General features: G+C 35.1%; 27 protein-coding genes and 1 pseudogene. 9 read left to right on the top strand and 19 right to left on the bottom strand.

Annotated elements, in window-relative coordinates; genetic code table 11:
* The 3 genes from VIS94_07820 to VIS94_07830 all read right to left on the bottom strand — a co-directional run.
* Positions 1-182, bottom strand: a 182-nt coding sequence (locus VIS94_07820; GenBank protein HEY9160976.1) for a DDE-type integrase/transposase/recombinase, incomplete at its 3' end; no start/stop codon positions are given.
* 9 nt (positions 183-191) lie between these two features.
* Positions 192-746 (bottom strand): hypothetical protein, encoded by a 555-nt coding sequence (locus VIS94_07825; protein ID HEY9160977.1) that lies wholly within the window; start codon positions 744-746, stop codon positions 192-194.
* A complete protein-coding gene (locus VIS94_07830) occupies positions 743-1,096 on the bottom strand; it encodes a transposase (protein HEY9160978.1) in 354 nt (117 codons plus the stop codon). The genes VIS94_07825 and VIS94_07830 overlap by 4 nt, the downstream gene beginning before the upstream one ends.
* 475 nt (positions 1,097-1,571) lie before the next feature.
* Between VIS94_07830 and VIS94_07835 the strand changes: the two genes are divergently transcribed.
* The 5 genes and pseudogenes from VIS94_07835 to VIS94_07855 all read left to right on the top strand — a co-directional run bounded on the left by VIS94_07835 (position 1,572) and on the right by VIS94_07855 (position 5,386).
* Entirely contained in the window at positions 1,572-1,991 is a 420-nt protein-coding gene (locus VIS94_07835) for a hypothetical protein (GenBank protein ID HEY9160979.1), read from the top strand.
* 182 nt (positions 1,992-2,173) lie between these two features.
* Positions 2,174-2,707: pseudogene (tnpA, locus tag VIS94_07840) on the top strand (IS200/IS605 family transposase).
* 499 nt (positions 2,708-3,206) lie between these two features.
* Positions 3,207-4,139: a hypothetical protein gene (locus VIS94_07845; GenBank protein ID HEY9160980.1), complete on the top strand. Its 933-nt coding sequence runs from the start codon at positions 3,207-3,209 to the stop codon at positions 4,137-4,139.
* Entirely contained in the window at positions 4,140-4,862 is a 723-nt protein-coding gene (locus VIS94_07850) for an ATP-binding cassette domain-containing protein (GenBank protein ID HEY9160981.1), read from the top strand.
* An 11-nt stretch (positions 4,863-4,873) separates the two neighbouring features.
* Entirely contained in the window at positions 4,874-5,386 is a 513-nt protein-coding gene (locus VIS94_07855) for a hypothetical protein (GenBank protein ID HEY9160982.1), read from the top strand.
* Positions 5,387-5,418: 32 nt separating this feature from the next.
* On the opposite strand, the gene VIS94_07860 is transcribed toward VIS94_07855, so the two are convergent.
* The 3 genes from VIS94_07860 to VIS94_07870 all read right to left on the bottom strand — a co-directional run bounded on the left by VIS94_07860 (position 5,419) and on the right by VIS94_07870 (position 7,790).
* Positions 5,419-6,951: an IS66 family transposase gene (locus VIS94_07860; GenBank protein ID HEY9160983.1), complete on the bottom strand. Its 1,533-nt coding sequence runs from the start codon at positions 6,949-6,951 to the stop codon at positions 5,419-5,421.
* A 172-nt stretch (positions 6,952-7,123) separates the two neighbouring features.
* A complete protein-coding gene (gene tnpB / locus VIS94_07865; GenBank protein ID HEY9160984.1) occupies positions 7,124-7,477 on the bottom strand; it encodes an IS66 family insertion sequence element accessory protein TnpB in 354 nt (117 codons plus the stop codon).
* A complete protein-coding gene (locus VIS94_07870) occupies positions 7,470-7,790 on the bottom strand; it encodes a hypothetical protein (protein ID HEY9160985.1) in 321 nt (106 codons plus the stop codon). Before VIS94_07870 ends, tnpB begins: the two co-directional genes overlap by 8 nt.
* 331 nt (positions 7,791-8,121) lie before the next feature.
* Here VIS94_07870 and VIS94_07875 point away from each other — a divergent pair, with 331 nt between their 5' ends.
* The 4 genes from VIS94_07875 to VIS94_07890 all read left to right on the top strand — a co-directional run bounded on the left by VIS94_07875 (position 8,122) and on the right by VIS94_07890 (position 11,119).
* Positions 8,122-8,412, top strand: a complete 291-nt coding sequence (locus tag VIS94_07875) for a hypothetical protein (GenBank protein ID HEY9160986.1) — start codon at positions 8,122-8,124, stop codon at positions 8,410-8,412.
* Between the two features lie 119 nt (positions 8,413-8,531).
* On the top strand, positions 8,532-9,131 hold the full coding sequence (locus VIS94_07880) for a hypothetical protein (protein HEY9160987.1): 600 nt from the start codon (positions 8,532-8,534) through the stop codon (positions 9,129-9,131).
* A 43-nt stretch (positions 9,132-9,174) separates the two neighbouring features.
* Complete coding sequence (locus VIS94_07885) at positions 9,175-9,555, top strand: hypothetical protein (protein ID HEY9160988.1); 381 nt, start codon at positions 9,175-9,177, stop codon at positions 9,553-9,555.
* A 430-nt stretch (positions 9,556-9,985) separates the two neighbouring features.
* The gene (locus VIS94_07890; GenBank protein HEY9160989.1) at positions 9,986-11,119 is read left to right on the top strand and encodes an SMI1/KNR4 family protein; all 1,134 of its coding nucleotides are present in this window, start codon (positions 9,986-9,988) and stop codon (positions 11,117-11,119) included.
* 320 nt (positions 11,120-11,439) lie between these two features.
* Here VIS94_07890 and VIS94_07895 read toward each other — a convergent pair whose 3' ends face one another.
* From VIS94_07895 to VIS94_07955, 13 genes are all read right to left on the bottom strand, one after another.
* On the bottom strand, positions 11,440-13,515 hold the full coding sequence (locus tag VIS94_07895; protein ID HEY9160990.1) for a PIN-like domain-containing protein: 2,076 nt from the start codon (positions 13,513-13,515) through the stop codon (positions 11,440-11,442).
* 101 nt (positions 13,516-13,616) lie between these two features.
* Positions 13,617-14,483: a hypothetical protein gene (locus VIS94_07900; GenBank protein ID HEY9160991.1), complete on the bottom strand. Its 867-nt coding sequence runs from the start codon at positions 14,481-14,483 to the stop codon at positions 13,617-13,619.
* Between the two features lie 86 nt (positions 14,484-14,569).
* Complete coding sequence (locus VIS94_07905) at positions 14,570-15,592, bottom strand: hypothetical protein (GenBank protein ID HEY9160992.1); 1,023 nt, start codon at positions 15,590-15,592, stop codon at positions 14,570-14,572.
* Between the two features lie 62 nt (positions 15,593-15,654).
* Positions 15,655-17,046 carry a hypothetical protein gene (locus VIS94_07910; GenBank protein HEY9160993.1) on the bottom strand — a complete coding sequence of 464 codons (1,392 nt, stop codon included), beginning with the start codon at positions 17,044-17,046 and terminating at the stop codon, positions 15,655-15,657.
* A 79-nt stretch (positions 17,047-17,125) separates the two neighbouring features.
* Positions 17,126-18,739, bottom strand: a complete 1,614-nt coding sequence (locus tag VIS94_07915; GenBank protein HEY9160994.1) for a DUF2326 domain-containing protein — start codon at positions 18,737-18,739, stop codon at positions 17,126-17,128.
* Complete coding sequence (locus VIS94_07920; protein HEY9160995.1) at positions 18,729-18,959, bottom strand: ABC-three component system middle component 7; 231 nt, start codon at positions 18,957-18,959, stop codon at positions 18,729-18,731. Before VIS94_07920 ends, VIS94_07915 begins: the two co-directional genes overlap by 11 nt.
* The gene (locus tag VIS94_07925) at positions 18,943-19,743 is read right to left on the bottom strand and encodes an ABC-three component system protein (GenBank protein HEY9160996.1); all 801 of its coding nucleotides are present in this window, start codon (positions 19,741-19,743) and stop codon (positions 18,943-18,945) included. Before VIS94_07925 ends, VIS94_07920 begins: the two co-directional genes overlap by 17 nt.
* Positions 19,744-19,826: 83 nt before the next feature.
* Positions 19,827-20,057 carry a single-stranded DNA-binding protein gene (locus tag VIS94_07930; GenBank protein HEY9160997.1) on the bottom strand — a complete coding sequence of 77 codons (231 nt, stop codon included), beginning with the start codon at positions 20,055-20,057 and terminating at the stop codon, positions 19,827-19,829.
* A 230-nt stretch (positions 20,058-20,287) separates the two neighbouring features.
* Positions 20,288-21,937, bottom strand: a complete 1,650-nt coding sequence (locus tag VIS94_07935; GenBank protein HEY9160998.1) for a recombinase family protein — start codon at positions 21,935-21,937, stop codon at positions 20,288-20,290.
* 26 nt (positions 21,938-21,963) lie between these two features.
* Positions 21,964-22,866: a recombinase family protein gene (locus VIS94_07940; GenBank protein ID HEY9160999.1), complete on the bottom strand. Its 903-nt coding sequence runs from the start codon at positions 22,864-22,866 to the stop codon at positions 21,964-21,966.
* A 1-nt stretch (position 22,867) separates the two neighbouring features.
* Positions 22,868-24,460, bottom strand: coding sequence for a recombinase family protein (locus VIS94_07945; GenBank protein ID HEY9161000.1), 1,593 nt, complete (start codon positions 24,458-24,460; stop codon positions 22,868-22,870).
* A gap of 76 nt (positions 24,461-24,536) precedes the next feature.
* Entirely contained in the window at positions 24,537-24,701 is a 165-nt protein-coding gene (locus tag VIS94_07950) for an SHOCT domain-containing protein (protein HEY9161001.1), read from the bottom strand.
* Between the two features lie 15 nt (positions 24,702-24,716).
* On the bottom strand, positions 24,717-25,088 hold the full coding sequence (locus VIS94_07955) for a recombinase family protein (GenBank protein ID HEY9161002.1): 372 nt from the start codon (positions 25,086-25,088) through the stop codon (positions 24,717-24,719).
* Positions 25,089-25,101 lie beyond the last annotated feature (13 nt).

The following is a 25,101-nucleotide window of genomic DNA, read 5'->3' on the forward strand; positions in this document are numbered from 1 at the left end:
TCTTCTTTGAATCGCCCCCACAGGTATTCACATTTTGCATTGTCATGACACCTACCACCTGCACTGTTCATACTTTGAATTATTCCATATCTTTCTATCGCTTGACGATACTCCCCACTGGTATACTGGCTTCCTCTGTCAGAATGGATAATCGCTCCTCTTAATCCAGGATAAGCTATAATTGCACTTTTTTAAGTCTCTGCACATAATCCTGTTTTCATGTTGTGTTCCATTGAAATCCCTAAAATTGCATTATCAAAGCAATCTTCAATTGCTGATATATAAAGCTTCCCATCGGCAGTCTGAATTTCCGTAATATCAGTCCCGGCTTTTTCAAGCGGTCTTTCCGCTGTGAAATCTCTTTTGATCTTGTAGTCCGACTTCATGGCTTCCCTGTCTGCTTTTGTTATCCCGTTGGGCTTGTGCTTAGGGGTGTGCACTATACCCAAACGTTCCATTATCATATACACTGTCCGTTCGCAAGGAATATGTGGAAATTCGCCTTCTACGGTTTCTTTCTTTATTTCTAAGGCTTTATGCATCCGATATCGCCCATATGTATCATTACACTCGTCTTCATCTATTATTTCGTAAATTTCGGCCGCCAGAGCTTCGTATTTCCAAGGCTTCTTCTGTGCTTCAAGGTGATTATAGAAGCCTTGTCGAGAACCCTTCAATATCCTGCAATAAAACGCAATATCGCCTGTCAGTTTACCATTTTCGGTCTTTATTGCGATGAGCTTCATTCGCTCTTCTTTGCCAACCTCTGACGGCTCGCTGCGAAAAAAGCGGAAGCCTCTTCCAAAAAGTCATTTTCTTTCTTCAATCGTGCATTGTCCTTCACCAAAGCCTTAATATCTGCCCGCAACTTCTGAATTTCCATTGCTTGAGTCATTGCAGAATCTGGAGTTTGAGTGCCTGCACCAGTATCCAAATCACCTATTTCTGCATGCTTTACCCACTGGAATAAAGTAGTCTTGGGCACACCTAATTCTATAGCCGCCTTTGTGATTCCTATCTCTTTTACAAGTTTTACAGATTCCGCCTTGTAATCTTTTGTATACTGTCTTGTAGTTCTTTTTTCATTTCCTGACATGATTGCCCCCCGTTTTTTCTTGCTTTTAGACTATTTGTTCGAGGCCTTCGTGTCAAGTATTATTATACAACATCATCATTGAACCAACCATTTCTAGGTATGACAATTCTTTGGCACATCGAAATGGAAAAAGATAAAATTGAGGAAATTTTTTCTGCTTGAAGTCAAATTGTGCTACTTTCAAAGGCATCCAACAAACCCCATGGGCAAAAATACCAAAAATTCATATTTTTATAGTTTAAATGTGAATTTTAGAGAATTTAAAAGTAATTTTCAGATAAACTATGTTAACTTGTTCTGTAAATGTTTTTCCTTTTTGAAAATTTTGCTAATAAATGATATTGTTAGACATACAAAAACTAGTTTATTGTAAAATATGACGTAAAGGAGGGGGAGTAGTATCAAGTTTTATAATTGCAGAAGATAGTTTTTACAGTTTTATTACATTCTAACTTATGATATGGAGGATAATAATATGTCAAAATTAAGGCTACGTATAGTAACATGTTTAATGGGTTTAGTCGTTCTTGCAAACTCAGTACCAACTTTTGCAGCAAGTACCACTTCAGGGCAGTCTTCTGGAGGATCAGCAGGATATGCCAATTGTAACGGCAGTATAACCGTCCAGCAAGGTGGATTTTGGAGCAATGACTCAGCTACAGCCTATACAAGTGCAGATGCGACTGGTACATACGGAGTTGCAGCCGTCGTTTGGTATAACGATGGGTCAAGCGAAAAGACCCAATATGCTGACAAAATTGTCAATAATTCTACAGGGCAGATTTCTGTAACTAGTGAGGCTCCAAACGACTATGGTAATAAAGGTACAGGTGGACACACCTACTCTTCATCAATTCGCGGATCTTGGTCAGGGAGCACTTCACAATACTTCTAACCATGTAATGATCATCGGAGCATGGAATATTCGTGCTCCGGTCATTGTTGTATACAGAAAACCACCTGCTATGCAGGTGGTTCCAAAAAGCTTTCAGCTATGAGTAGAAAAAACTACCTCTGTTTGATAAGATAGTGCAGGTTTAGCCAGCCGCACTAAATATGAAGGAGGTAGTAATCCAAATGGATACAGAAAGTTTATCACATACACAATGGAATTGTAAATACCACATAGTTTTTGCACCAAAATATAGAACACAGGTTATATATAGAAAAATAAAAATTGATATAGGAAAAATTTTGAGAAAGCTGTGTGAATATAAGAAAGTAGAAATAATTGAGGCCAATGCATGTCCAGACCACATACATATGTTAGTGTCTATACCGCCTAAAATGAGCGTATCAAGCTTTATGAGATACCTAAAAGGCAAAAGTTTGCTAATGATATTCGACAGGTACGCAAATTTAAAGTATAAATATGGTAATAGGCACTTTTGGTGTAGATGATATTATGTGGATACAGTAGGCAGAAATAAAAAGGCAATAGAAGAATATATTAGAAAGCAATTACAAGAAGATATAGCATATGATCAGATTAGTTTGAAAGAATATATGGACCCGTTTACGGGTGAGCCAGGAGTCAAGAACAAAAAGAATAATCCCTTTAGGGATTGTTTGAGGAAAAGTGCTGCTGGCAGACTATTCAATGAGCCTTGAGGCTCTGCTTAGCACCATGCCCTTATAGGGCTAGAGCAAATCACCTGCTTAGCGGGTGGGCATGATTTTTGGAGTCATGCTAGCATAACTTGGAGGTGAAAGTCCCACTATGGAGGCTGGTAGTTGCCAACTATTAGAAAATTGCAAGGGAGTCCTCCATGTTGCTCCCTAGAATCCCGTGAGTAATAATTAACCTGAAATAGTTACCATGACGAAGCCTAGCCAACAATCATGTGACGAGTATTGTATGATATATAGCAATATGTTATATGTGTACTTCAAATCAATGTCATGTGATTTTGGGATTAATTATCCTGTTCACTTTATTTGGGGCTATACTCTTCCTTCTACCTATCTCTGAAGTTTGTACTTTTGAAGCAAGGAAAACTTGAAGGAATACCAGAAAAAGCACTGAGTGAACCAAGATTATTTTTTGTATTATTAGACAACAAACACTCGGTTTTGACATTCTTATTGTTGTTATAGGGGTGATAACAAAATGAAATCTAGAACATTTAATCTTTTGGTGATTATAATAATTTTAATGTTTTTAACAAGTTGTGTCCATGAAGAAGTATTGGAATTAAATGAGTATAAAAATAAGTACAATTATGGACTTCAAGTATTTGACATGTCCATGAAAATGCTCCCTAATGCCATTGATAAGTTTTCAAAAAATAAGGACCGAATTATCAAGTTCTATAACTTGACAGATTATAAAACTGATTATACCTTTCTTGTGACATTAAACGGATATATGTGTCCTATTAAGGTTAACAACAAAGAAGTTGGAGTCTATTATAATGGCAGCACTGAAGCAAATTCTGTTACTGAGATGGAAGTCAATATTCAGTTGGATGAAGAACAGCTTCTTCCTGAAAAAAATTTTCTTGTCTTCACAGTTATTACAGAGAATCAGATCGTTACTGGTCAGGAGGATAACATGTTTTTTAACAAGGTATCCTTTGCTCATCAATTGATTGTTCCAGACACTATTCAGGTCGAAACTAATACATTTACCACCAATGAAACTGATTATTGCTATAAGAGTGAAGAGATTAATGAGAGGTATAGCAATCATCAGTTTGCCACATTACAAGGAATAGAAACAAAGAGATACGAGATGATAATTGATAGGAGTATTCAGTTTAACTATGATAAACGCAAAGAATTTAGAATAGAAGCGGTTGGAGATAAAGGAGTGTACTCTCTTCTTATATTCTGCAACAACAAACCTATCTATCTTTCAAAAGATAAATACAATTACGTATTCACATTGAGTGGAGAAAACATGCTTTCAAAAGAAATAGAATTAACAGGTGAAGATACCGAAGGAACTTTATATGCCTTAATATTTCCTTTGGAAAGTGATAATTACATGCCGTTTCTTACCAATAAATCTAAATTTGAACTGATTAGAGAGGAAAAATAAATGCTAGAGATAAAAAACTTAACAAAAAAATACCGAGATAATCATGTTATAGTAAACTTGTCTACCATATTTGATATTGGAATAACATCAATACTGGGTGCAAACGGGATTGGTAAATCAACTTTGCTTAATATTATTGCCACTTCTCTTGATTATGATAATGGTCAGATATTATACAATAATAATGATATAAATATATCAATATCCGAATACCGTAAATCTTTGGGATTTGTACCTCAATCTCCTCCATATTATCCGTTCTATACCGGATATGAGTTTCTTGAATACATATGCCTATTAAAACAAATACCAGTTAAACATATTCAAAGTGAAATAGAGAGAGTTATAAGCATCGTTAGAATGACCGAATATGCAAAGAAGAAAATAAAAGCTTATTCAGGAGGTATGAAGCAACGAATTTCTATAGCCCAGGCATTACTAGGCAACCCAGAGATTCTCATTCTTGATGAGCCAACAGTGGGACTTGATCCGAAAGAGCGAATGCTCTTCTTAGAATATATAAAAGAAGTTTCTAGTACTAAAGTAATATTATTCTCAACTCATGTCGTTTCCGATGTTGAGGATATATCAAACAAAATACTGTTATTAAAAGACCGCTCGATAATTTATGAGGGCACTGTTCCAGAAATAATTGAAGAGCATAATAAAAAGTTTCCAAAGGTGAATAACCTATCAGAGGTCTTTCTCAACATATATGACTGAGGTGAATGTATATGAACATATTGTTAGTACGTTATTATTTCATAGATTTATTCAATAAATTCAAGTATATATTCGCTGGGGTTATAATAATTTCAGCACTAATAATCGCACTACAATACTCACCCGCTAGAGAATTTGGAGAGGCATATACTCGATTAAGTGAACAATTTTCAGGTCCCTTTACAAATGAAAAATACAGGGATATAGAAGAATTAATTAGTAAATACAACAAAATGAACTCCATAGCTTATGATGATTTAGACAGCAGGTGGATGAAAAAATTTTATGAACATGAGGAAAATTATTCGGATTCCATTGAGGATTCAGAATTATGGGAAGAATCGCAAAAATTTTTAAAACAAAAGGGTGATTATGGCAACACAGTATATTATGATATGTTGATACTTTCAACTCTAATTAACTCTTATCGTGAATTGGGTCAGATAGAAGAGAGAAAAATACAAGCACGTGAAAGTATTAGGCGAAATATAGGTAAGCGTCAAAACGATAGTGTATTGACATAATAAAATAGAGCCCAGTTTATTCAGGCTCTATTTTAAATATTATTTTTCTTGGATTTGCATGTTTCAGGTATCTTATCAGACCACGGCAGCAAATCCTGCAAGAAATCCCTGCTTGTTCCCATGTAATGTTTAGGAATGGTTTCAAAAACATATACAAGATATTCATATGGTTTTAATCCATTGGCTTTTGCCGTTTCAGTAATGCTATATATTATTGCACTAGCTTTTGCTCCGTTTGGAGTATTGCAGAATTCCCAGTTTTTTCTTCCTGTTGCAAAAATTCGGATAGACCTTTCAACAGCGTTATTATCAATAGATATGCTTCCATCCAGCAAATAGTTCATAAGGTATTGTTGCTGCTTTAAAGAATAGTTAATTGCCTTGCCAATTAGAGAGCCGGAATCAATAGCTCCGGACATAGATTTTAGCCATTGAAAATAAGCATCAAGAACAGGTTTGCTTTGATTAAGCCGTCCTTCATACCTTTCCTCCGTAGATTTATCTTTTAATATGGCTTCAATCTTATATAATAGAGCAATACGTTTAATGGCTTCATCAGCTATAGTTCCTTTTCGTTCTTTTTCAGGAACACTTTTCAAACATTCATCATATCGACGCCTTGCATGTGCGAAACATCCCGATACAACTATGTTTTCAGGCAGTTTATGATAAACATCATAGCCATCTGCGATCAGATATCCAGAGTATCCTTCCAAATATTGCTTGGGATGATAGCCACCTCGGGTAGTTTCGTAATTGAATAATATAATCGGCGGTCCGTTACATAGTTCCCCAGAACGATACACCCACATCCAACTATCTGTGGTTGCTTTACGGCCGTCCTCATGTAATACTTGAACTTTTGTTTCATCTGAATGGATTGTTTTATACGAAAGAAGCTGTTTTTTCATCTCATCATATAAAAGGGATAAATATTCTTCGCTGCAACGTATCATCCAGTTAGCCATTGTCTGTCTGGATAAATTTACACCATAGCGTTGAAATTCACTTTCATGCCGTGCCAGAGGCATAGAGTTTACATACTTTCCGTTCATTATAGCAGCAACTATCGAAGGAGTAGCTATACTACCACGAAGTAACGATTGTTCTTTAGGAGCACGTATGATATTGTCGCATTTGCTATCCGCACAGCCATATACATATACCTCATGTTCCTCCCTTTCAAAGTGTGCTGGAACAAACCTGAGATAACTGGTTTTTTCTGTTTTAATAACTTTAAGTAATTTACCGCATTCACTGCAGATTCTTTCTTCATCAGAAAGTTTATGTTCAATATGTATAACAGGAAAATCGGCAAGGTCGGTTTCACGCTTGCCTTTTTGCTTTTTACGTTTAAAAGGCTTAGGAACAACTACCTCGTATTCAGGTTCAGCAATGTTGGCATTCGAAATAGCTTCTACTTCATTAAAACAAAGAGATACCTGTTCGTAACCTTCCGGATATTTGTCTTTTTCGCTTGAAGAACCGAAACGACGGTGGTTATACAGACTTATTTGTTGTATAAGACTATCCATCTTGGTACTAATTTCTTTATTCTGTTCCATAAGGAGCTTGCATATGGAAATAAGTTGTTCTTTAGAACAATCATTCAATTGTTGGTCTGTTAAGATGTTATCGTTTAATGTTTTCATATGTATATTATACCATATTTAGTGCGAAAAATCCAGCATTCATTTCGTTAAAACCTTGATAATTCAACGTTTCGCAGAATTTTTACTAAATTACAATGCCTGGATGACGTTCCTTAAACGCACTGCTTTGCTCAATGGATAATCCTTCGAGTAACCATCGAAGTTCTTTAATAGATACTTGCTTTACATCAGATGCAGTCATGGGCCATCGAAAATTTCCTTTATCCAGTCGCTTCATTAAAAGCCATAGACCTGTCCCATCCCACTGAATTATTTTTATAAGGTTATGATTTCTATTACAAAATACAAACAGACACTTTGAATATGGATCCAGTTTAAATCGAAGTTTCACAATAGCAGCAAGACCATTAATGCTTTTACGCAGATCAGTGGCACCACATGCAAGATATACTTGAGTTCCAGCACCAAAATCAAGCATACACTTCAAGTGCCTTCAATACTTTGCGAATGGTATCTACATGACAGTTATCAGGTACATCTATTTCTATTTTTCCAAGTCGTATTACTATTGGAACTGAAGTGTTAATTATAATATCTTGTGTAGTTACTGGCACAAATTCATTCGGTGCATCGCTTGATGTTATGGTTTCCTTATTAAATCTTCTTATCCAATAGTAGAGTGTCTTAATTGATACATTATTTTTATTGCACCACTCTTGTGCTTTGAGTTTGCTGGAACGATAATCAGCTATTCTTTCCTTCCAAATATCGTGTTTTATATTACTTGACATCAATACCTCCCAGAACTATTATTTTAAGGTATTATCTCAATAAATTACTCTTCACTCAAGATACAGTCGGTTTGACACTTACAAACATCCTGTCTCTGCCTGGGTTAAGACCAGAAAGCTGAATGAATATTTTATTTAGAAGAGGAGAAACGAAAATGAATAAAGAAGAAGTCAAAATACTTTTAAAGAAGTTTGGCCTATCAAAAAATGCAGCAGAATACTATTCCAATTTTGAAGTGAATGATAAGAGAATCGGGCATGGTTAGCAGCATTTCGCTTTGTCAGGCCATTAAATAATAGTCTTGAATTTTATAAAACTGAATATGGTAATGTGCTGAAGCACAGAATCGAACAAGGTTTAGATATTTCTGAAGCAGAAACAGAACTTATAAATAAAGGAGCATCTCCAGAATTATTAGGGAAATTTGCATATGAAATAGCATTAACGGCATTAAATGAAGTTTTATATCGTTTATCAGACCCTGCGGGATCCGATTATGATTTGGAAAATGAAGGAGAAGGTTTACCATCTTGGACTTTAATGGAAACAAATGCAAATTATGAGGTAACAGGAAGACATGTAACCGAACTTCATAACTTAATTCCATTTTCAAATTTATAATATGGTAATAACGAAAATAATCTAGTAATTTTTGCAGGACTTAGACACTATGCCCCCACAAAAGGCTTAATGCACGCAAATACAAGTTGACATATACGCCACATATAGGAGATATTAGAATGAATTCTATTCACAATATAAAGAACATTAATAAAGAGAGGTTAATTTCAATTATCCAAAATTTTGATCGCTCAAAAATCCAATCCATTTTCATTTGGACAATGCAGGAATATCAACAAACAGTGTCCCTATACAGTATACAAAAAGACAACCATATTAGTGAGATAGATGCATTTGTACCACTATGGTTAGCAAGTGTGATTGATTACGAAAACTGGTGGCAATTAAACAAATGCATGGATGAAAATACAGCTTCAGATTTATACGAGTATCAGCTAAAAAAATATATTGAAGACATTGATTTTGTGATTCAAGAACCGTGCTTTATTTCTCAATATTCTAAAGGACAAATTGATGAAAAGTCAGGATATGTAAAAAAATTCAGACCCAAATTTCCTTTTAGAAGTGATGATCTAGATGTTGCCTCAACATTAGATAATGGAATATACTTGAATTACAAATTCATTAATGAAGAGACTTTTAGTTTTAAGGAAGTAAAAGTGGTTTCAGGTTATCAACTACGTTTTGATAAATCATATGCAGGGTATAGAGATTTGTTTTTTGAAAGTGAGAAAGAATACTTCTATTTTACTGAGTAACTTCTGGTTTGCTACATGATCTTGTCCATGAGTACACGTTAGAATGGTTTTACCCCAACCTGATAATTATATATTAATCAAAAAGGAGATACCTGCAATGTGCATTGATTGTAGCAAAATGGAACAACTTGTTGCTGAGAATCAAATAAATTTGAATGTAGTTCAACAGTTATTAAGAGAGAATACAATAGAATTACATGCTGGAAATTGTTTGCCAGAGGAGATTGAGATGTATTTGGATAAAGGGAATCACTACACAATAAATACATATTATCAATGCAAAGTATGTAAAAAGTATTATTATATTGGATTTTGCTTATATGGGAGCCCAATTATAAAAGAAATTGATAAAATTGAGGTTGACCAAGGAATATCGCGACTAGAATGGGGATTTGTTGGTGTTCATTTTACAAATCACAAATAAAGGCTGTATTAGGCTTAGATTTTGAAGATAATTTAAATCTGAACTATTGATTTAAGAAGCGGATATCTTATCTATTGCTGGGTTTCTATGGCTTTTATTTTAAGAAACAAGTTTATTTATGAATCACGGGGTGCTCAGCAAACCTTTTCAGGGACATAGAAGGTATATAACCCTCGAATGTTTGGTGTGTGCACGTTTACAAAACTTGACGTAGCTGCAAGCACACATTATTCGCGGCAAAGTTGATGAAAGATTAATTAAATAATAAATTATAGCGATAAAATAAGGATGAAAAAATATGTCTTGTCTAGGAGTGCTCTTTGCAATTGAACAATCAGAATCCCAAAAGCTGAAAAAGTTAAAAGCAGAAGATGATTTAATATTTTTTGTTTATAAAAGGTTATAAATTTATTATTATGGAGAGTGAAAAATGGACTATAGAAGATTTCTTTCCCCAATATCAAGCGATAAGAACTTAGAGGTTGTCCCTGAAGTTATTAAACAAAAGATTAATGATTTAGAAAAGGAATTTAATATAAAACTTCCTCCCGCATATATTGAAATGATACTATCTTGTGACGGTGGAAGAATTAAAGATACATATGCATTATTCAAGAATGATAAGGGAAAAACATGTCACACCTATATTGATATTATGTATGGAGTTAATAGAGATTTTTGGAGCATTCAAAGAGCATTTAAACAAAACTGGGAATTACTCCTTGACAATGGTTTCTATGAATTTGTATATGATCTTATGTTTTATATTTTTAAATCAGGACAATTTGATAAATTCAGAGAAGAAGGTATAATACCAGAATACTTTGATAGTGAGGAACCTGATGATGAACAAATTAACCAATTTTATCAAGAGTTCCATAATTATGCGAATAAGTTAGATGCTGCAATCAGAAAGATAGAGTATACGGACAATAGAAGTTTAAACGCACGGGTAGTTGGGTATTATGAAATGGTTAAATTCTTTAGGTTATCTTTTGAATTTGCATCAGATGATGGACATGGTGCTTATTATTTCTTTTATGGAGATAAAAATGATTCGGAACCAAGCGTATGGTATGCTTATGATCTGGATTATTGGTATAAAATATCACCAAACTTTGAAGAATTTATCAAATCACTTGTTGTAAATAGAAAAGATCTATGTTTTGGTGTAGATAAAATTGATGATAATGTTTGTTCCTTTATTAATAAATTGTTAACTTCTGTCTTCGGATTTGATAGTGCTTTAACCATAGAAATTCTTCTTGATAGCATTGCAAACAAAATGTTCGGTTACGAAATAACATTGTATGATAAGTACGCAATATCGGTATCACGAAATATGTACAAAGATGGTAGCGGTTATAGGGAGACTCATTATAAGAACTATGAGTTTATAATTGAGGTTGGAGTTAAATGTTATGACGATAGTGATCAGACCTTATTTAAGGAAGCATATGAGGACAAAATAATTTCGGTTTATAATGATTTTAAAAATATAAAGCTACTCTATACAGTAGGTTATCATAGCATGATAGATGAAATCATTAAAGCTGACGAATAATTTTAATCAATCCCTTTTCGTTCCAAATATTCCAATTAGTTAGGGGGCATTTTCCCTAAACTCTGCTATACCTTTACGCAAAATCCCTAATAATTACGCGTATTTGTTTGAATTACGCGTTAAGGTTCACCCCCCCTTGTGTCATTTCCTGCCTCCACAGCACAAAAAAACACACAGGTAAAATCACCCAAAACCCGCTACACCTCACTCACCAAGCCCTTTACGCTCTATCAACGCCACCGATTCAACATGCCTTGATGCGTCAAAAAAGATGCCGCTTGAACCTGGTGGGCCCTTGGCGGCAGGGTATTTTATTCTTTTTACCGGCTGAATTTTACCGTTTTATGATACTTAATTGTCTTCCCAGTTATATCATCACATGTAATATAAGTTCCTACTAAATTTCGTCCTTTTTGCCCAAATACAACTTTCACATTATCCGGCTGAACACTGGTTATAGGAACTATAATCTCTATCTCGTAATCTCCATCAGGAATGGAATTTGAGGATACATCACTACCATATTTGAATATTTCACTCTCGAATTTTCCATAATCTAATATTTGCGCTTTTGAGCTTGCTCTATATTTAATTTTTCTATTAATAAGTTCAATCATTAAATATGTATTTATTGGTAAATTAGTCGTACCTATAATCTGCACATATTTATTTTCTATATTTTTTGCCTCACATATAAAATACACTTCTAATTCTTTTCCTGCTTGAGGCGGCAAAATTTCCATTGTCTTTGGCAGTGGATATGCATTCCCCAGCGGAATTGCTTCTCCTTCGAAACTACAATCTTCACCATTAATAACAAAGCCAATATCCTTAAATCTTTTTATCGCTAATGCGTCAATTTCATTTAAACTCAAGTTAATATTTGTTGATTGATTTTGAACCAATGTAAAAGCTCTATTTATCTCAATTAGCGAACTCGCAAAGTTCTTTGCTGCATCTATGAACATCAATGCTTCAGCACGATCGATTGAATTTTTACTCTCATACTGATCCCAATTTTTCATCATATAGTTGTATACTTGATAGTCATCTTCATTAGGTTTGATAAAAATTCCACGCTTTGATTCTAATGTTACACTCTCTAAAATACATCTTTCAAAAACCCCTGTCCTAATTTCTATGTTAGAAATATCTTTACCAAATATTTCCCCCGATGAAGCTCCAGTTATGAAACTACAATCAAAGGAAATGTTAAGTGTAAAATAAAACTCATCCCGTATATCACTTATTGTAATTCTCCCAATTTCTTTATCATTATACGCACCAACAATTTCTGCACTACCATCTAATTCAACTAAATAGTGCACCCTTGTTTTTACATCAACAGAAACACTTTTTACGATTAATGTTAAATTATTTATTTCTTTAATGCAATTAATTTCCTCAACAAATGGCAGCAAATATACATGTTCTTCAGAATTCATCCAATCAAGCATTTTCTGCTTAATATCTTCCTGGCTATTCCTTACAGCTATATCAGCATAATCGTCTTTTTGCATTTCTGCTAAACTTAATACTGTATCAACATGCAAAATCTCACCTATGTACTCTACAAATTTATCATCTGTTAAAATACAAATCTGATTTCCGTTTGATCGTTCCTCATACTCTTTCAATAATTCTTCACGGGGAGCCGTTGCTCTTTCATCTTTTTCCAAGAACCAATCCTCTTTTGTATCTGCAGTGACAAAAACTATCGGCTTTCCTTTTTTCTTACCAAAAGATATAATCTCATACCATAAAACCAAGTCTCCAAAAATGTCTACTCCGTCTTTAGTCGATTTTGAATTATTACGTGGATCATCCATATATCCTGGTGGAATTTTATATCTATAACGAATATCACCATCTTTATATATCTCAAACAAAGTTGATGGAGCTAGCTCATCCATTTCACTATGATTACAAATCAACCTAAAGAAATCTTCAACTTCCTGTTTGTCCATAAAACCGTCATTCTCTTGCTTTATACAGCTTTCACCATATCTCTCTAAAGATTTTTTGAGTATTTCTAAATCAGAAATGGACTTGCTAGAAATTTCTTGACTTTGCGCAAATTTATATTTGATAAAAAATTGCATTTGCTTCATAACTGCACTACTGCAACTATTTATTGCATTTTTTATATCTGTTACAGTTTTTTTTGCATTACTAATACGCTGATTTTCTACTATTGGCAGATTTTTTTGAAATTCGTGTCTTACTTGTGATGGTACCCATATATTCTCCTGTATAAGTCTATAAATCAAAAGTAACTCCTGACTAGATTTTCTTGAATACCGAAGTAAATTCAAGTAAATATTTGTATCAAAAATATAAACAGGATCACTACTGTATAAACTTTTAAATGCATCCTTGCTGATAAAATTTCCCACGAATTATCTCCTTCTCAAACGAATTTAAGCAAAAAACTGCTTATCCAGACATTACATCGAACCGCGTTTTTAAAAATTCTATACAAAATGAATAATGTAAATTACTCAAATAGGCTCAAACGCTCATTAATGAAATTCGCTAATTGTAGTGGAGTGAATTTCATTCCATCTATGTAACCATCTGTATTGAATACACCATCTACATGTCCTGTATCCAATCTTATATACATGATTTTATTTATTTCTTTTTCCATAATCATCTCTCGTATAGCTCTAAATTCAAGTCCACACCATTTTTTATCTTGATATTTCTCACATAAGAAAACAACAATTAATTTTGATCGATTTCTATATATGTCTTGTAAAAGAGTGTCCAATGATGGCCTTGCAAGTTGACTAATAAAATTGTTGTCATAAAAAATACGATTTTTATCTAATATTTTCTCAAGTTCTCTTACTACTTGCTCAACTATGTCTCGTGATTCCCCTGCAAATGTAAATGAAACATCAAAGAATTGCTTTATGATGTCTACAGGTCGATTTGTTTTTACAGCTTTAAGGTTAATACCTATGGATTGTAATTCCTTAAACAAATTCACTTTCTTAATTGCCCAATGCGTTCTATTAAATTCCCAATTCTTTATATCTAATTCGAATTGAAATTTATGTAATTTTTCTTTTGAAAGCACTTCTACTTTTTCAAAGGTTATTTTAATACCAACTTGTCTCACGACAATATCTGTTATATAACCAATACTAGCATCTTTATCGTAATAATCTTCATAAGCAAAAATACATAGGGAGTTTTTTATCTCATTAATTTCGTCCTTCCCAAGCTTAACAAATTTATCAACAAGATCTTTTTCCGTATATTCCACTATACACCTATCTATATCAAATATTGTTGAATTTGAGTCCCAAGCATTTTCATCGCCTGAAATAAACAAATTGTATATTTCTTCACTCATCTACAATCGCTCCTTTGTTTTATTAATAGAAGGCAATGGAATAATTATAAAGCAATATCTTCAACCTAATGAAGCATTTAACTATTTTATTTGCCAAATAGCTTTTTTATAAAGCCTTTATTTTTCTCTTCCTTAAGCTCATTTTGAAGTTTATAAATACTATCTTGGTCTCTTTGATGTTGCTCAGTCAATTCAGAATTCTTTTGAAATACTTTATTCACTGTACGTAATTTATTCTCATTTATAATAAGCTCATTTTCCAGCTTTTCATATTTTTTATTTAAAATATGTAATGAAGTCTCATTGCTTCTAATTTGTTCTTCTTGAGCTTCAATAATATTTTTATTGTTTAATATTTGTTCTTGTAGTTTTTGTTTTTCCTTTTCAAAATTTGCCAAGATTTTATACCTCTCCTCCATGTTTGATCCCGCCTCAGGAAAAACATCATTTATATATTTTCCAATAACTTTATAATTGCTTTTTTCAACTTTTTTCCTAATTATCTGTTTATAATATTCATGCTGCTCTTCATTGCTAATATCTTCGGGCACTCTTTGATTATCATATATTTTAGCTTGAAATATTTGTATTCCATTTTCAGTTAAATCATTAATTTTAGATTTTTCAACTTTATGAGTAACAGCAATCTCCAAAGCTAATTTTCCATTCCATTTGTAATAATACAACAACGGTTCTGTTCTCTCTAGCTCAAGCATTATATCAATATAATACAAATTGTAAGGTGTTCTATAAAAATACTCCATTTTAGCATTTTTGATAAAGATCATAACTTGAGTACCGAATTCATCTAAAAGCAATCTATTAGCTTCAGAATATACTATTTCATAAAGTTTATGAGTCATTGTCATTTCACTACTAATACCAGCATGCGTAGAACCAGAATAATAGCTAAAATGTGCAGACTTACCATCTATACTTGATCGTTTGGGAAACACTTTTTCTGCATTTTTTAATTCAGGAGAGTCCCAAAAATCAATTATTTCATCTTTATTATTGATTCTGGAATTTTTCATCTTTAATGCTTTATACACACTTACAGATTTCATTCCAGAATTAGATTTATAATATGCATAAAATTTCTTTACCACATTATCCCTCTCATTGTTTACTATAATGAATACTCAATTTGCTTGTGATTTTTAGCTGTCTATTATATCTTATAATTACTTGCAGAAGCCTTAGGTTTTGCATCAATAATTATAAGATGCGCTGGCTTCTCTCCTCTAGCCTTTCTTTGTTCATAGTTATCTTCTACCTGCTTAACCCTATAAGAATCCTTACCATTATCCACTAATAAAAAAATCTTACTATCGGTTTCCTCAGATTTTGCATATTCTTCGATCTGCACTTCAAATCCATGTAATGTTTCACTATTGGATGTTAGTTTTATCTCAATAACGGTTTTATCAGTGCCTCTACTAATTTTAAAATCAACAGGTCCCCTCCCCGTATTTGATTCTGGACTAATATCTAATCCATTAGCTTTGCAGTAGTACCCTGTACATCCGTGTAATGTCCTCTGAACAATTTTTTCTGCATTTCTGCTATCCGCCGTCTCTAGCACTGAATATCCTTTCTGATTTTCTACCCATTGTTTATATACGTTCAAAATCTCTATTGCTGATTCATATGAATTCTTTTGAGAAGCCACCATGAAGCTTTTTGCATTAGTAACGTTATGAATAATTTTTTCAATCAGATAATCCAAATTTTTATATATATTATAGGGAGGAACAACAGTAGCATCATAGTCAGCTATAACCTGCCGTAATATCTCAGGTTTTTTAAATATAAACTCTTTAATATAATGTTTCTTACTACTAACAGTAAGTTTCTTCCACTCTTTTCCTACCAATTCATTAATTTCAGCTCTAATTGTCTCATTTTCAATACAAACTCTATCAATATCATCCCAATCCTTCGCAATAGGAAGTTCATGTAATATGTCAATTGGTAATAGTAAAAGTTCACAACCCTTATACGGATTAATAACAATTCCGTTCTTAAATTGAATATCCGGATAATTCTCTTTATTTATCCCTATTAATTCATAAACGTGCTTAGTGTATAAAACGATATCATCATATATTAATCTAGCAACCATATCACTAAGCCGATCCGGTCCAACGTTCTCTTCAAAAAGACTAGTTAGATGGAATATTTCAGGCTGTTCTGAACCACTTTTTATGATATCAAATGCATCTTTTATAATTTGCTCTCGTAATTTTTTTCCGAATCCAGCTCCATGCGTGCCTTTAGAAAATCCGAGATTTATTCCACTCACTTCCGAAAAATTAAATTTATTAATAGCAGTTCTATAACATTTATCTTGATTATTATTAGAAGCCTTAAGCAAGATACCAATACCTTTAAAATATTCATTGATTTTATTATATGATTCAGCAAACTCAGGAACTTTTGTAAGTTTGAGTCTCTTAATATTGATAAAATAGTTGCTGTCTTCATCTAATAGCGAATCAAATACTCCCAAGTCTTCTAACTTAGTCCCTAATTCGAACTCTTCCGACACAAATACTGACATGACCCACCCACTTTCTCTAATCCTATTTGAACTTAAATAAGCTCCATAATTCAATATAATACTGAGTACCATTCAAGCTTTATTTGCTACTCCATGACCTTCCAAATAGTTCATTGCCATTTGCAGATAGTTCTAATACTTTTGTCTCTTTCAATATTTTTTGACTTTCCAAACTATAAGCTGATTTTTTATCAAATGAAATAAAAATCTGTTTACCAGCATCCTTATATTTAAACAGTATTTTTTCTATAGCTTCATCGGATATCTGCTTTAGTACAACAGAATCATGAATTAAGATAGGCAATGCTGTCATCTCCAAAACGCTTAAATCATATACTACCATGCTCTTGTAAGAGGTACCTGTACCGGTATCATCAATAGTTTCAAAGGTATATTGATTTTTATCAAAAGAAATAATTGGTGGTTTCTTTTTCCCAGAATATATGTAGTCATTTATTGTCAACATTTTAGTGTTAATCGTATTCTGAAGTTGGTGCAGTTGTTCTAGCTTCATATTATCTCTTCTTAGTTTTGCATCATCTCTGGAAGTCGTGAGGCTATCCAATTTTAGGAATGCATTATTTTCATTCTCTAGCGTTTCCATTCTTTTTTGTAAATTTGAGTATTTTGCTAATATTGCCTTTGACAGATTAGGTATCTGAATAATTTCTTTTATATTCTTTTCGATTCCATCTACTTCAGCTTGAGAAATGGAAATAAGCCTGTTTAGTTCATCTTTCTTATCCTTTAATTCAGACTTTAAAACAGTTCTAATTTCTTGATGGAACTTTTCTACTTCCGAAATGCCTTTTATGTTTGCATTAGGAAAAAAACTTAATAAATCATCAAATTGTTCTGACTTTAAGTTGGCCGTTTCTTTGATATTATTATCTATAATTGTAAGTTGCGAATAATATCTACTTCTTTGCCTTTTAGCAAGTGATAAACGCTGCTTTAATTTCATTACCTCATCAGCTTTAACTGAATCCAGATCCAATAGGCCGTTATCCAAATCTTGAGAAATTCTTTCTTTTTCTTTACTTATTGCATCTATCTCTTTCAAATTCGCATTATATTGTCGTTTTCCAATAGATGCAACAAACTTGTATTTTTGCGCATTTTTTAAGGCACTTAGTTCAGATTCTTTTTGCTTTACTAATAATTCCAACTCAGAAATTACATTGTACATATCAAACAATTTTAGTAAAGCATTAATTGGTGCTCCGGCAGATTCATTATGAACAATGTCTAATGGACGTTTTTCATTAAGATTGTCCTTTCCATATATTCTGGCAAACCTACCAACAATATCTCTAAAGCTAATATCAGAAAGTGTTATGTCATACTTGACCTTTAAAAAATTACAGTAATCTGTAAGTGACATATTGGAGATAATATTATATTTATTATCACATTTACTTACATTCTCTAAATCATCAGTATTTCTTAAGAAATAATATCTCTCATTGTCAAAAATGAAACAGAATTTAATTATATGCTGTCCTACATTTCTTTGAATATCTGTAGATTTTAATATATAATCTTTTCCGCCAAACACAAAATCTATAATCATAAGAAATGTAGACTTTCCTATAGAATTGCTTCCTATATCATCACCTAAGACAGTATTTAAATTGGCACGAAATTCAATTCTTTTCTGTTTAAATTGCTCACAAATAATTTCAAATAGCATAGTAAACTCTCCTCATCTCATAACTATATTCTATTTTTCCTAATGCATATAAACATTCTACTGCCTCTAAAAATTCTGCAATATCCTCGAATTTGTTAATTACATTTATATATAGTTCATAAATAGTTAAATGCTTTTCTTGCTCTAACGCATTTAATATTATTGGGAATTTACTAATTATGCTTTCTCTATAACTAAATAGTTTATTTGGTAATTTCATGGAACACCTCACAACTCTGCACAAAATACGAAATTACTGCTTCGCAAGCTTCATTTGATGAGCCTATTGATTTGGACTTTAACCACTTTACCAAGGAATCAAATATTTCACTCTTACTAATCATTTCTTTTTCGCATTTTAAAAAGCTTGTCTTTATTTCTGATGCAACTAAATTAAAGTTTAATTGTCCAGCTTGATCCAAATTTTGAAATGTTTCTTTTATAAAATTGAAATAAATGCAGACATACGTCTCAATCTTGACTTTTAAAATCGCATATGTATTTTCAATTTTATTTGAAATCTTCAATGCTTGGTAATCCAGTTTCATTTCTTCCAAAGTATTTTGATCAATTTTGGAAAGTGCATTAATAACAATAATTATTTCTTGCTCCAAATCCTGGTGAGAAGTTACTATTTTAGTTTTAGACGCACTCAGCAACCCCTTCTTGATCGTGAGTAAATTCAAATACTCATCTTTAGTTTTATGATCATCATAATACCCATGGCAATCCTTGCATAATGCGATTTTATTTTCAAACTCTTCACAGTTAGCGCCAAGTCTTTCAAGTCCTTTAAGTTCCAGCACTTCATTAGGGGTAGGGCTGTTAGGATAGATATGTGCAATCTGATACTGTTTATTCATACGCTTTCCCTTTGCGGCTAGCATGTATTTACCACATAAAGGACACAAACCACCAACTTCCAGTAAATATGCGTTATCCATGTTATCTGTAATCGCAATACGTGCCATTAAATATGTATCTGTTGATTCTACTTTCCCCAATATAGACCCTCCTAACTAATATAAAAATATGTGATATCAACTTGTTACTGCTAACGGGTTCTTTTGTGTAATTAATAATTATCTTATTTCATGTATCTTTGCTGACCAGAAGAAGTCTTTTCTATTGGGGTCACCACATTATTTATTGAATTGATGTAATTTAGGAATAATGTACCTAGCAATAGCCGATCACTTCTTGATATTCTATTCCATTCATAACCCTTGAATAGATCTCTTAGCAAAAAGATTTCGCCAGGATTGACGCTAGATATTTCATATATTGCAGTTTCTAACAGTTCATTAACATTTGGCATTTATTAACCCCCATAAAGACAATAACAATATGAACAACATTGTTATTGCAATTGTATAACTTTGGGATATTTATTTCAACAAGAAACGCTCAAATTTACCAAATTTTATTAAATTTCTATTTATAATCTTAAGCTACCAACACTAAAACCCTCAGTATTAAACTGAGGATTTTAGTCTTAACAGCTTTTTTAGCAGGAACAGTAATGCTATAACTGTTCCTGCCTATATCTCACTCATAATAAGAAACTCTCTGTTTCATCACGATGCCGGATTTGAACTGTATTTCAATCGTATCTTCACTTATAACCTTGATACTCTGTAGCAGCCGCCGTACCAGATCATTGTCAAAGTCCCTCACCTCACAGGATGCTTTTTTCAGGCATGTATCCATGTCGTTGACCCTCTGCTGAAAATTCGCAGCCTGCTTTTGTTCCTTTATAATATCCAGCTTCTTTTGCTTAAGCTCTTTGATCTGCTCAGCAATTTTCTGATACTGCTCGTCAAAATCATCGGTAACCGAACCCTTTTTAGCATTTTCTTCAATCAGCGCCAGCATATCCCCTTGAAGTTTTGCGATCTGTTCATCATGCTCAGTGGGCACTTTTTTTGTGGAGTAACTTCCGATGACCTGAATCACATTTTCTCGGAAAGCACCTACAAAATCGCCCCTATTTTCGACGACACTGTTGATGGCAGTCATGACCGCTTCATTTAGAATTTCCTCTTTGAGAGTAGGGGAGTGCTGGCAGTGCTTGGTTCCATTCTTCAGGCGGTTTTCGCATCTCCATACGGCACTTTTCTGACCATTCTTCGACCAAACCTGTCTGCGGTAGGGCTGTCCGCATTCCCTGCAGATCATGATGTCGGAAAGAGCGTACTTGGAGCTGTACTTACTCTGCTCTTTCTTCGCCCTCCTGGTTGCCGCGGATTTGCATAAGCTCGCCCTTCTGGCCTTTTCCTCCTGCACCCGGTAATAAAGCTCTTTTGGAATAATGGCTTCATGATTATCCTGTACGTAATACTGCGGGACAATGCCCTGATTCTTTACCCGCTTTTTGGTGAGGAAGTCCACCGTATAGGTCTTTTGCAGAAGAGCATCACCCATATATTTTTCGTTGCTCAGCATATGGTCAATCACACTGGGGTGCCAGTCTGTCTTGCCGGTTACTGTGAATATACCTTCACTCTCCAAAATCTTGGCAATCTGGACATAGCTGCTTCCTTCAAGGAAGAGCCGGAAAATTCGCCTGACGATTTCGGCTTCCTCCGGCACGATGATCAGCTCACCGTTTTCATCCTTGGTGTAGCCCATAAACTTGTTATGGTTCACCGAGATGATTCCGTTTTCAAAGCGTCTGACCAGTCCCCATCGGGTGTTTTCACTCAGGTTCCGGCTTTCCTCCTGTGCCTGGCTGCTTAAGATGGTAATCAACAGCTCTCCGCCGCTCTCCATGGTGTTTATGCCTTCCTTTTCGAAGAAAATGGGGATATTCCTTTCCTTGAGCTTTCGGATATTTTGTAGGCTGTCTACCGTATTTCTGGCAAACCGGCTGACGGATTTGGTGATGACCATGTCGATTTTTCCTGCCATGCAGTCCCCGATCATGGCGTTAAAATCATCACGCTTTTTGGTGTTGGTCGCGGACTTACCATCGTCGGCATAGATACCGACCAGCTTCCAGTTTGGATTGCTTTTGATTTTTTCGGTGTAATAGGATATCTGGGCTTCATAGCTGCCTTCCTGCTGTTCCAGTGTTGTGCTGACGCGGCAGTATGCAGCTACCCGCAGAGCCTTGTACTGAACCTTAACACTCCGGTCGTATTCCGGTTGAGAAGGTATAAACGATATGTTTTTCTTTTTTGCAGTCGCTGTCTGCATAAAATCGCATCCTTTCTTTTTGTTCTTTAATGGGGAATCTCAACCTTCATGGAGAGACTGTTGATAAATTCAAAGGTCAGTTTGCCATCATGAACTATGACCTGACGAATAACCGTGCGAAACAACTCAGCATCAAATTGGGATAAGGTATTCCTGTTTAAAAATGACTGCTTCATTTTTTCAGTGTTGTACTCACGGTCATCTATCTGAGCCGTCCTATAAAAGGCTTTTGCCCTTTCAAAAATAAGAGCCGGAAGCTCATTGGACGAATACCGTCCTTCTGCCTCCAGCTCTTTTATTTTCTTGTCCAGTTTTACAAATTCAAAATCATTCACGACTGGTTCTTTTTTTGAGGTTCGATCAAGGCATTGCTTTCTTGCCAGAATTCGATTGGCTGCTAACTGGAAAGCCGATCCTATTTGTTCATCCGTAAGAAAGCTATTACAGCAGCAAACCTTATTTTTATCGATATATCTCTTGCATTTCCAGAAGGTCCGTTTTGTCGGTCTGTCACCATGCTCCACATATTTCCGATAAACATCACCGCATTCACCGCATCGCAGGATACCTGAAAAAACGGACTGTCGGCTCATGCTGTTATACTGCAGATTTCGTCCCAGCTTTTCACATTGCTCATTTCGACGTTTCTGTACCATGCTGAACAGTTCTTTGTCGATTAACTGCGGATAAAACTCATCGCCCTGATATTTCACATTATCCAGAATCCTACTTACCGTTCCGTGGTACCAGTATGGCTGATTGTTAGCATTCAGAAAACCTTCTGCTGACAGCTCCTTTGCAATGACCAGCAGGGAAGCACCTGTTGCATAATCCCGAAATATCCTTTTTACTGCATCAGCTTTGGGATCATCTATCTGAATTTTACCATCCACCAGCTTATAGCCGATGGGCATATGTCTCTGTGCCATATCAATCATTCTCCTTTCCGGTAACCTCTGTCAGCTCCAGCTTGTTAATCAGCCGGAAGGTAATCCGGTCACTTTGTATGATCACATTCTCGACAGCCTGTGAAAACAGTTCTTCGTTGTATTTCTCAATGATGCCAGGGTAATTTTTGATAATCCCCAAAAGAAGCTCCGTTCCGGTGATTTCCTGCTCAAAGCCGTTGCTGTCCAGCAGCTGGTTCCTTTTCTTTTTAGCCGCCGCAAGCTCAAGCGTAAGGGTATTCTGGCGCCCTATAAAAACAGCAGGGTCCATGTACCCCTTCGATATCAATCGGCTCAGGATATGTCCCTGCTCTGTCAATTCCATTATCTTGTTATTACAGTCCTCAATTTCCTGTTCCTGCTGCTCATCCATCCGAAGCTTTTTCAGGACATCCAGCAGAGGGAGAAGGATTTCTTCATAGTTGCTGATCAGCTTATTCCACATAAGGATGAACACCTGCTGGAGAACATCCTCGCGTACAGCCTTCTGACTACATTTTGTTTTATCCTCGATATGCTGGTGGCAGCACCATTGTATTTTCTCATAGGGCTGGTCGATGTAGATTTTCTGCCGACGGAAGGTACTGCCGCACTCGCCGCAAAGGATCTTTCCGCTGAAGCCATAGCGGCTCTGGCACTTTTTAGAATCAAGACCATGCTGTTTTCTGCGATATTCCATGATTTCCTTGACTGCCTCTGCCTGTTCGGGCGATATGATCGGTTCGTGATTGTCCTCAATAAAATACCGAGGCATCTGCCCTCTGTTGTGCTTCCGCTTAAAGGGAAGTACCTCGGTCGTATAAGTTTTCTGTAACAGCAGATTACCGGAATAAATAGGATTATGCAGAATTTCCTTGATTACACTGTCATTCCACTTTTCAGCGGTACGGATGGTAGGGAAGTGTTCGTCCGTCAGTTCCTTTGCAATCACATAGGTACCTTTCCCGTTTAAATAGTCCCGGAAAATCCGGCGTACTATAGTTGCTTCTTCCTCCTGAATGACCAACTCACCCTTCTCATCCTTAGTGTAGCCATAAGCAGGACAGCTTAAAATGAACGTCCCATCCTGAAAGCGTTTTACTGCCGCCCATTTGTTGTTGGTGGAGGTGTTCTCCGCTTCTCCCTGCGCGATGGAGCTTAAAATGGACAGCATCTGCTCACTTTTTTCCGACAGGCTGTTTATGTGCTCCTTTTCAAAATAGACGGCAATTCCAAGCTCCTTCAGCCTACGGATCGCTTGTATGCTGTCCACGGTGTTTCTTGCGAAGCGGGTAACGGATTTAGTAATGATCATGTCGATCCGCCCGTCCTCACAGTCCTTCATCATCCGTAGAAAGTCATCTCTCTTCTGCAGCTTTGTTCCGCTTCGCGCTTCATCGGCATAAATTCCGACAAACTCCCAATCTTCCTGTTTCTCGATGAAGGTTTTGTAATATTCCATCTGTACAGAGAAGGAATTATGCTGCTCGCGGGAATCAGTACTGACTCTGCAATAGGCACAAACCAGCTTTTTAGGCTGTAATTGTCTGATGACCTGCTGCTTAACAGGATTAATAATTTGTACATTCTTTGCCATAGAATTCTCTCCTTTCTTTTTGGTGGTTCTCCTGTTAGCAACACACATTACCACACCATTTTCAGGAAAGCTAGTGTTATTTCACATATACCTGAGAAAGTTCAGGTGTGAAGGTTTGACGGTTCAAATTATCAATTTTTTTATATTCATCCGTGGTGATTATTCCGTTTCGAAGCAGGATATTTAACAGCTTTATGGCAATTTTATACTGTACTTCATTGGCTTCCTGAGTTTTTGACATGCCAATGCCTCCTTCCTATCGCAGAAAGAGACTCAGTCTCTGCTGTTCCAGTCGGATTTCTCCTTCCAGAGGAGAATAAACCGTGATACCTAACTGCTTTAAATTCTGCAGGAGCTCTATTGTTTTCAGAGTATCCCGGCTTATCCGATCAAGCCTTTTCACCAGCAGGACATCTATTTTTCCATTTTCCGCAGCCTGCAGGGCCTCCAGAAGGCCAGAGTGATTCATCTTCAGACCGCTTCCGGTGTCCTGAGAGCTTCCGGTCACGATAAAGTCCATCTGTTCCGCATAATTATAGAGTTCTTCTTTCTGGCTTTTCAGACTGCCGTGCTCATCTTCTGGTGCGTCAATCCGGCAGTAAATCCATGCGCGTAGTTGTTCCTTCATAGGTAACCCTCCA

The organism is Desulfomonilia bacterium, from assembly GCA_036567785.1.
In the GTDB taxonomy this organism is placed as follows: Bacteria; Desulfobacterota; Desulfomonilia; order UBA1062; family UBA1062; genus DATCTV01.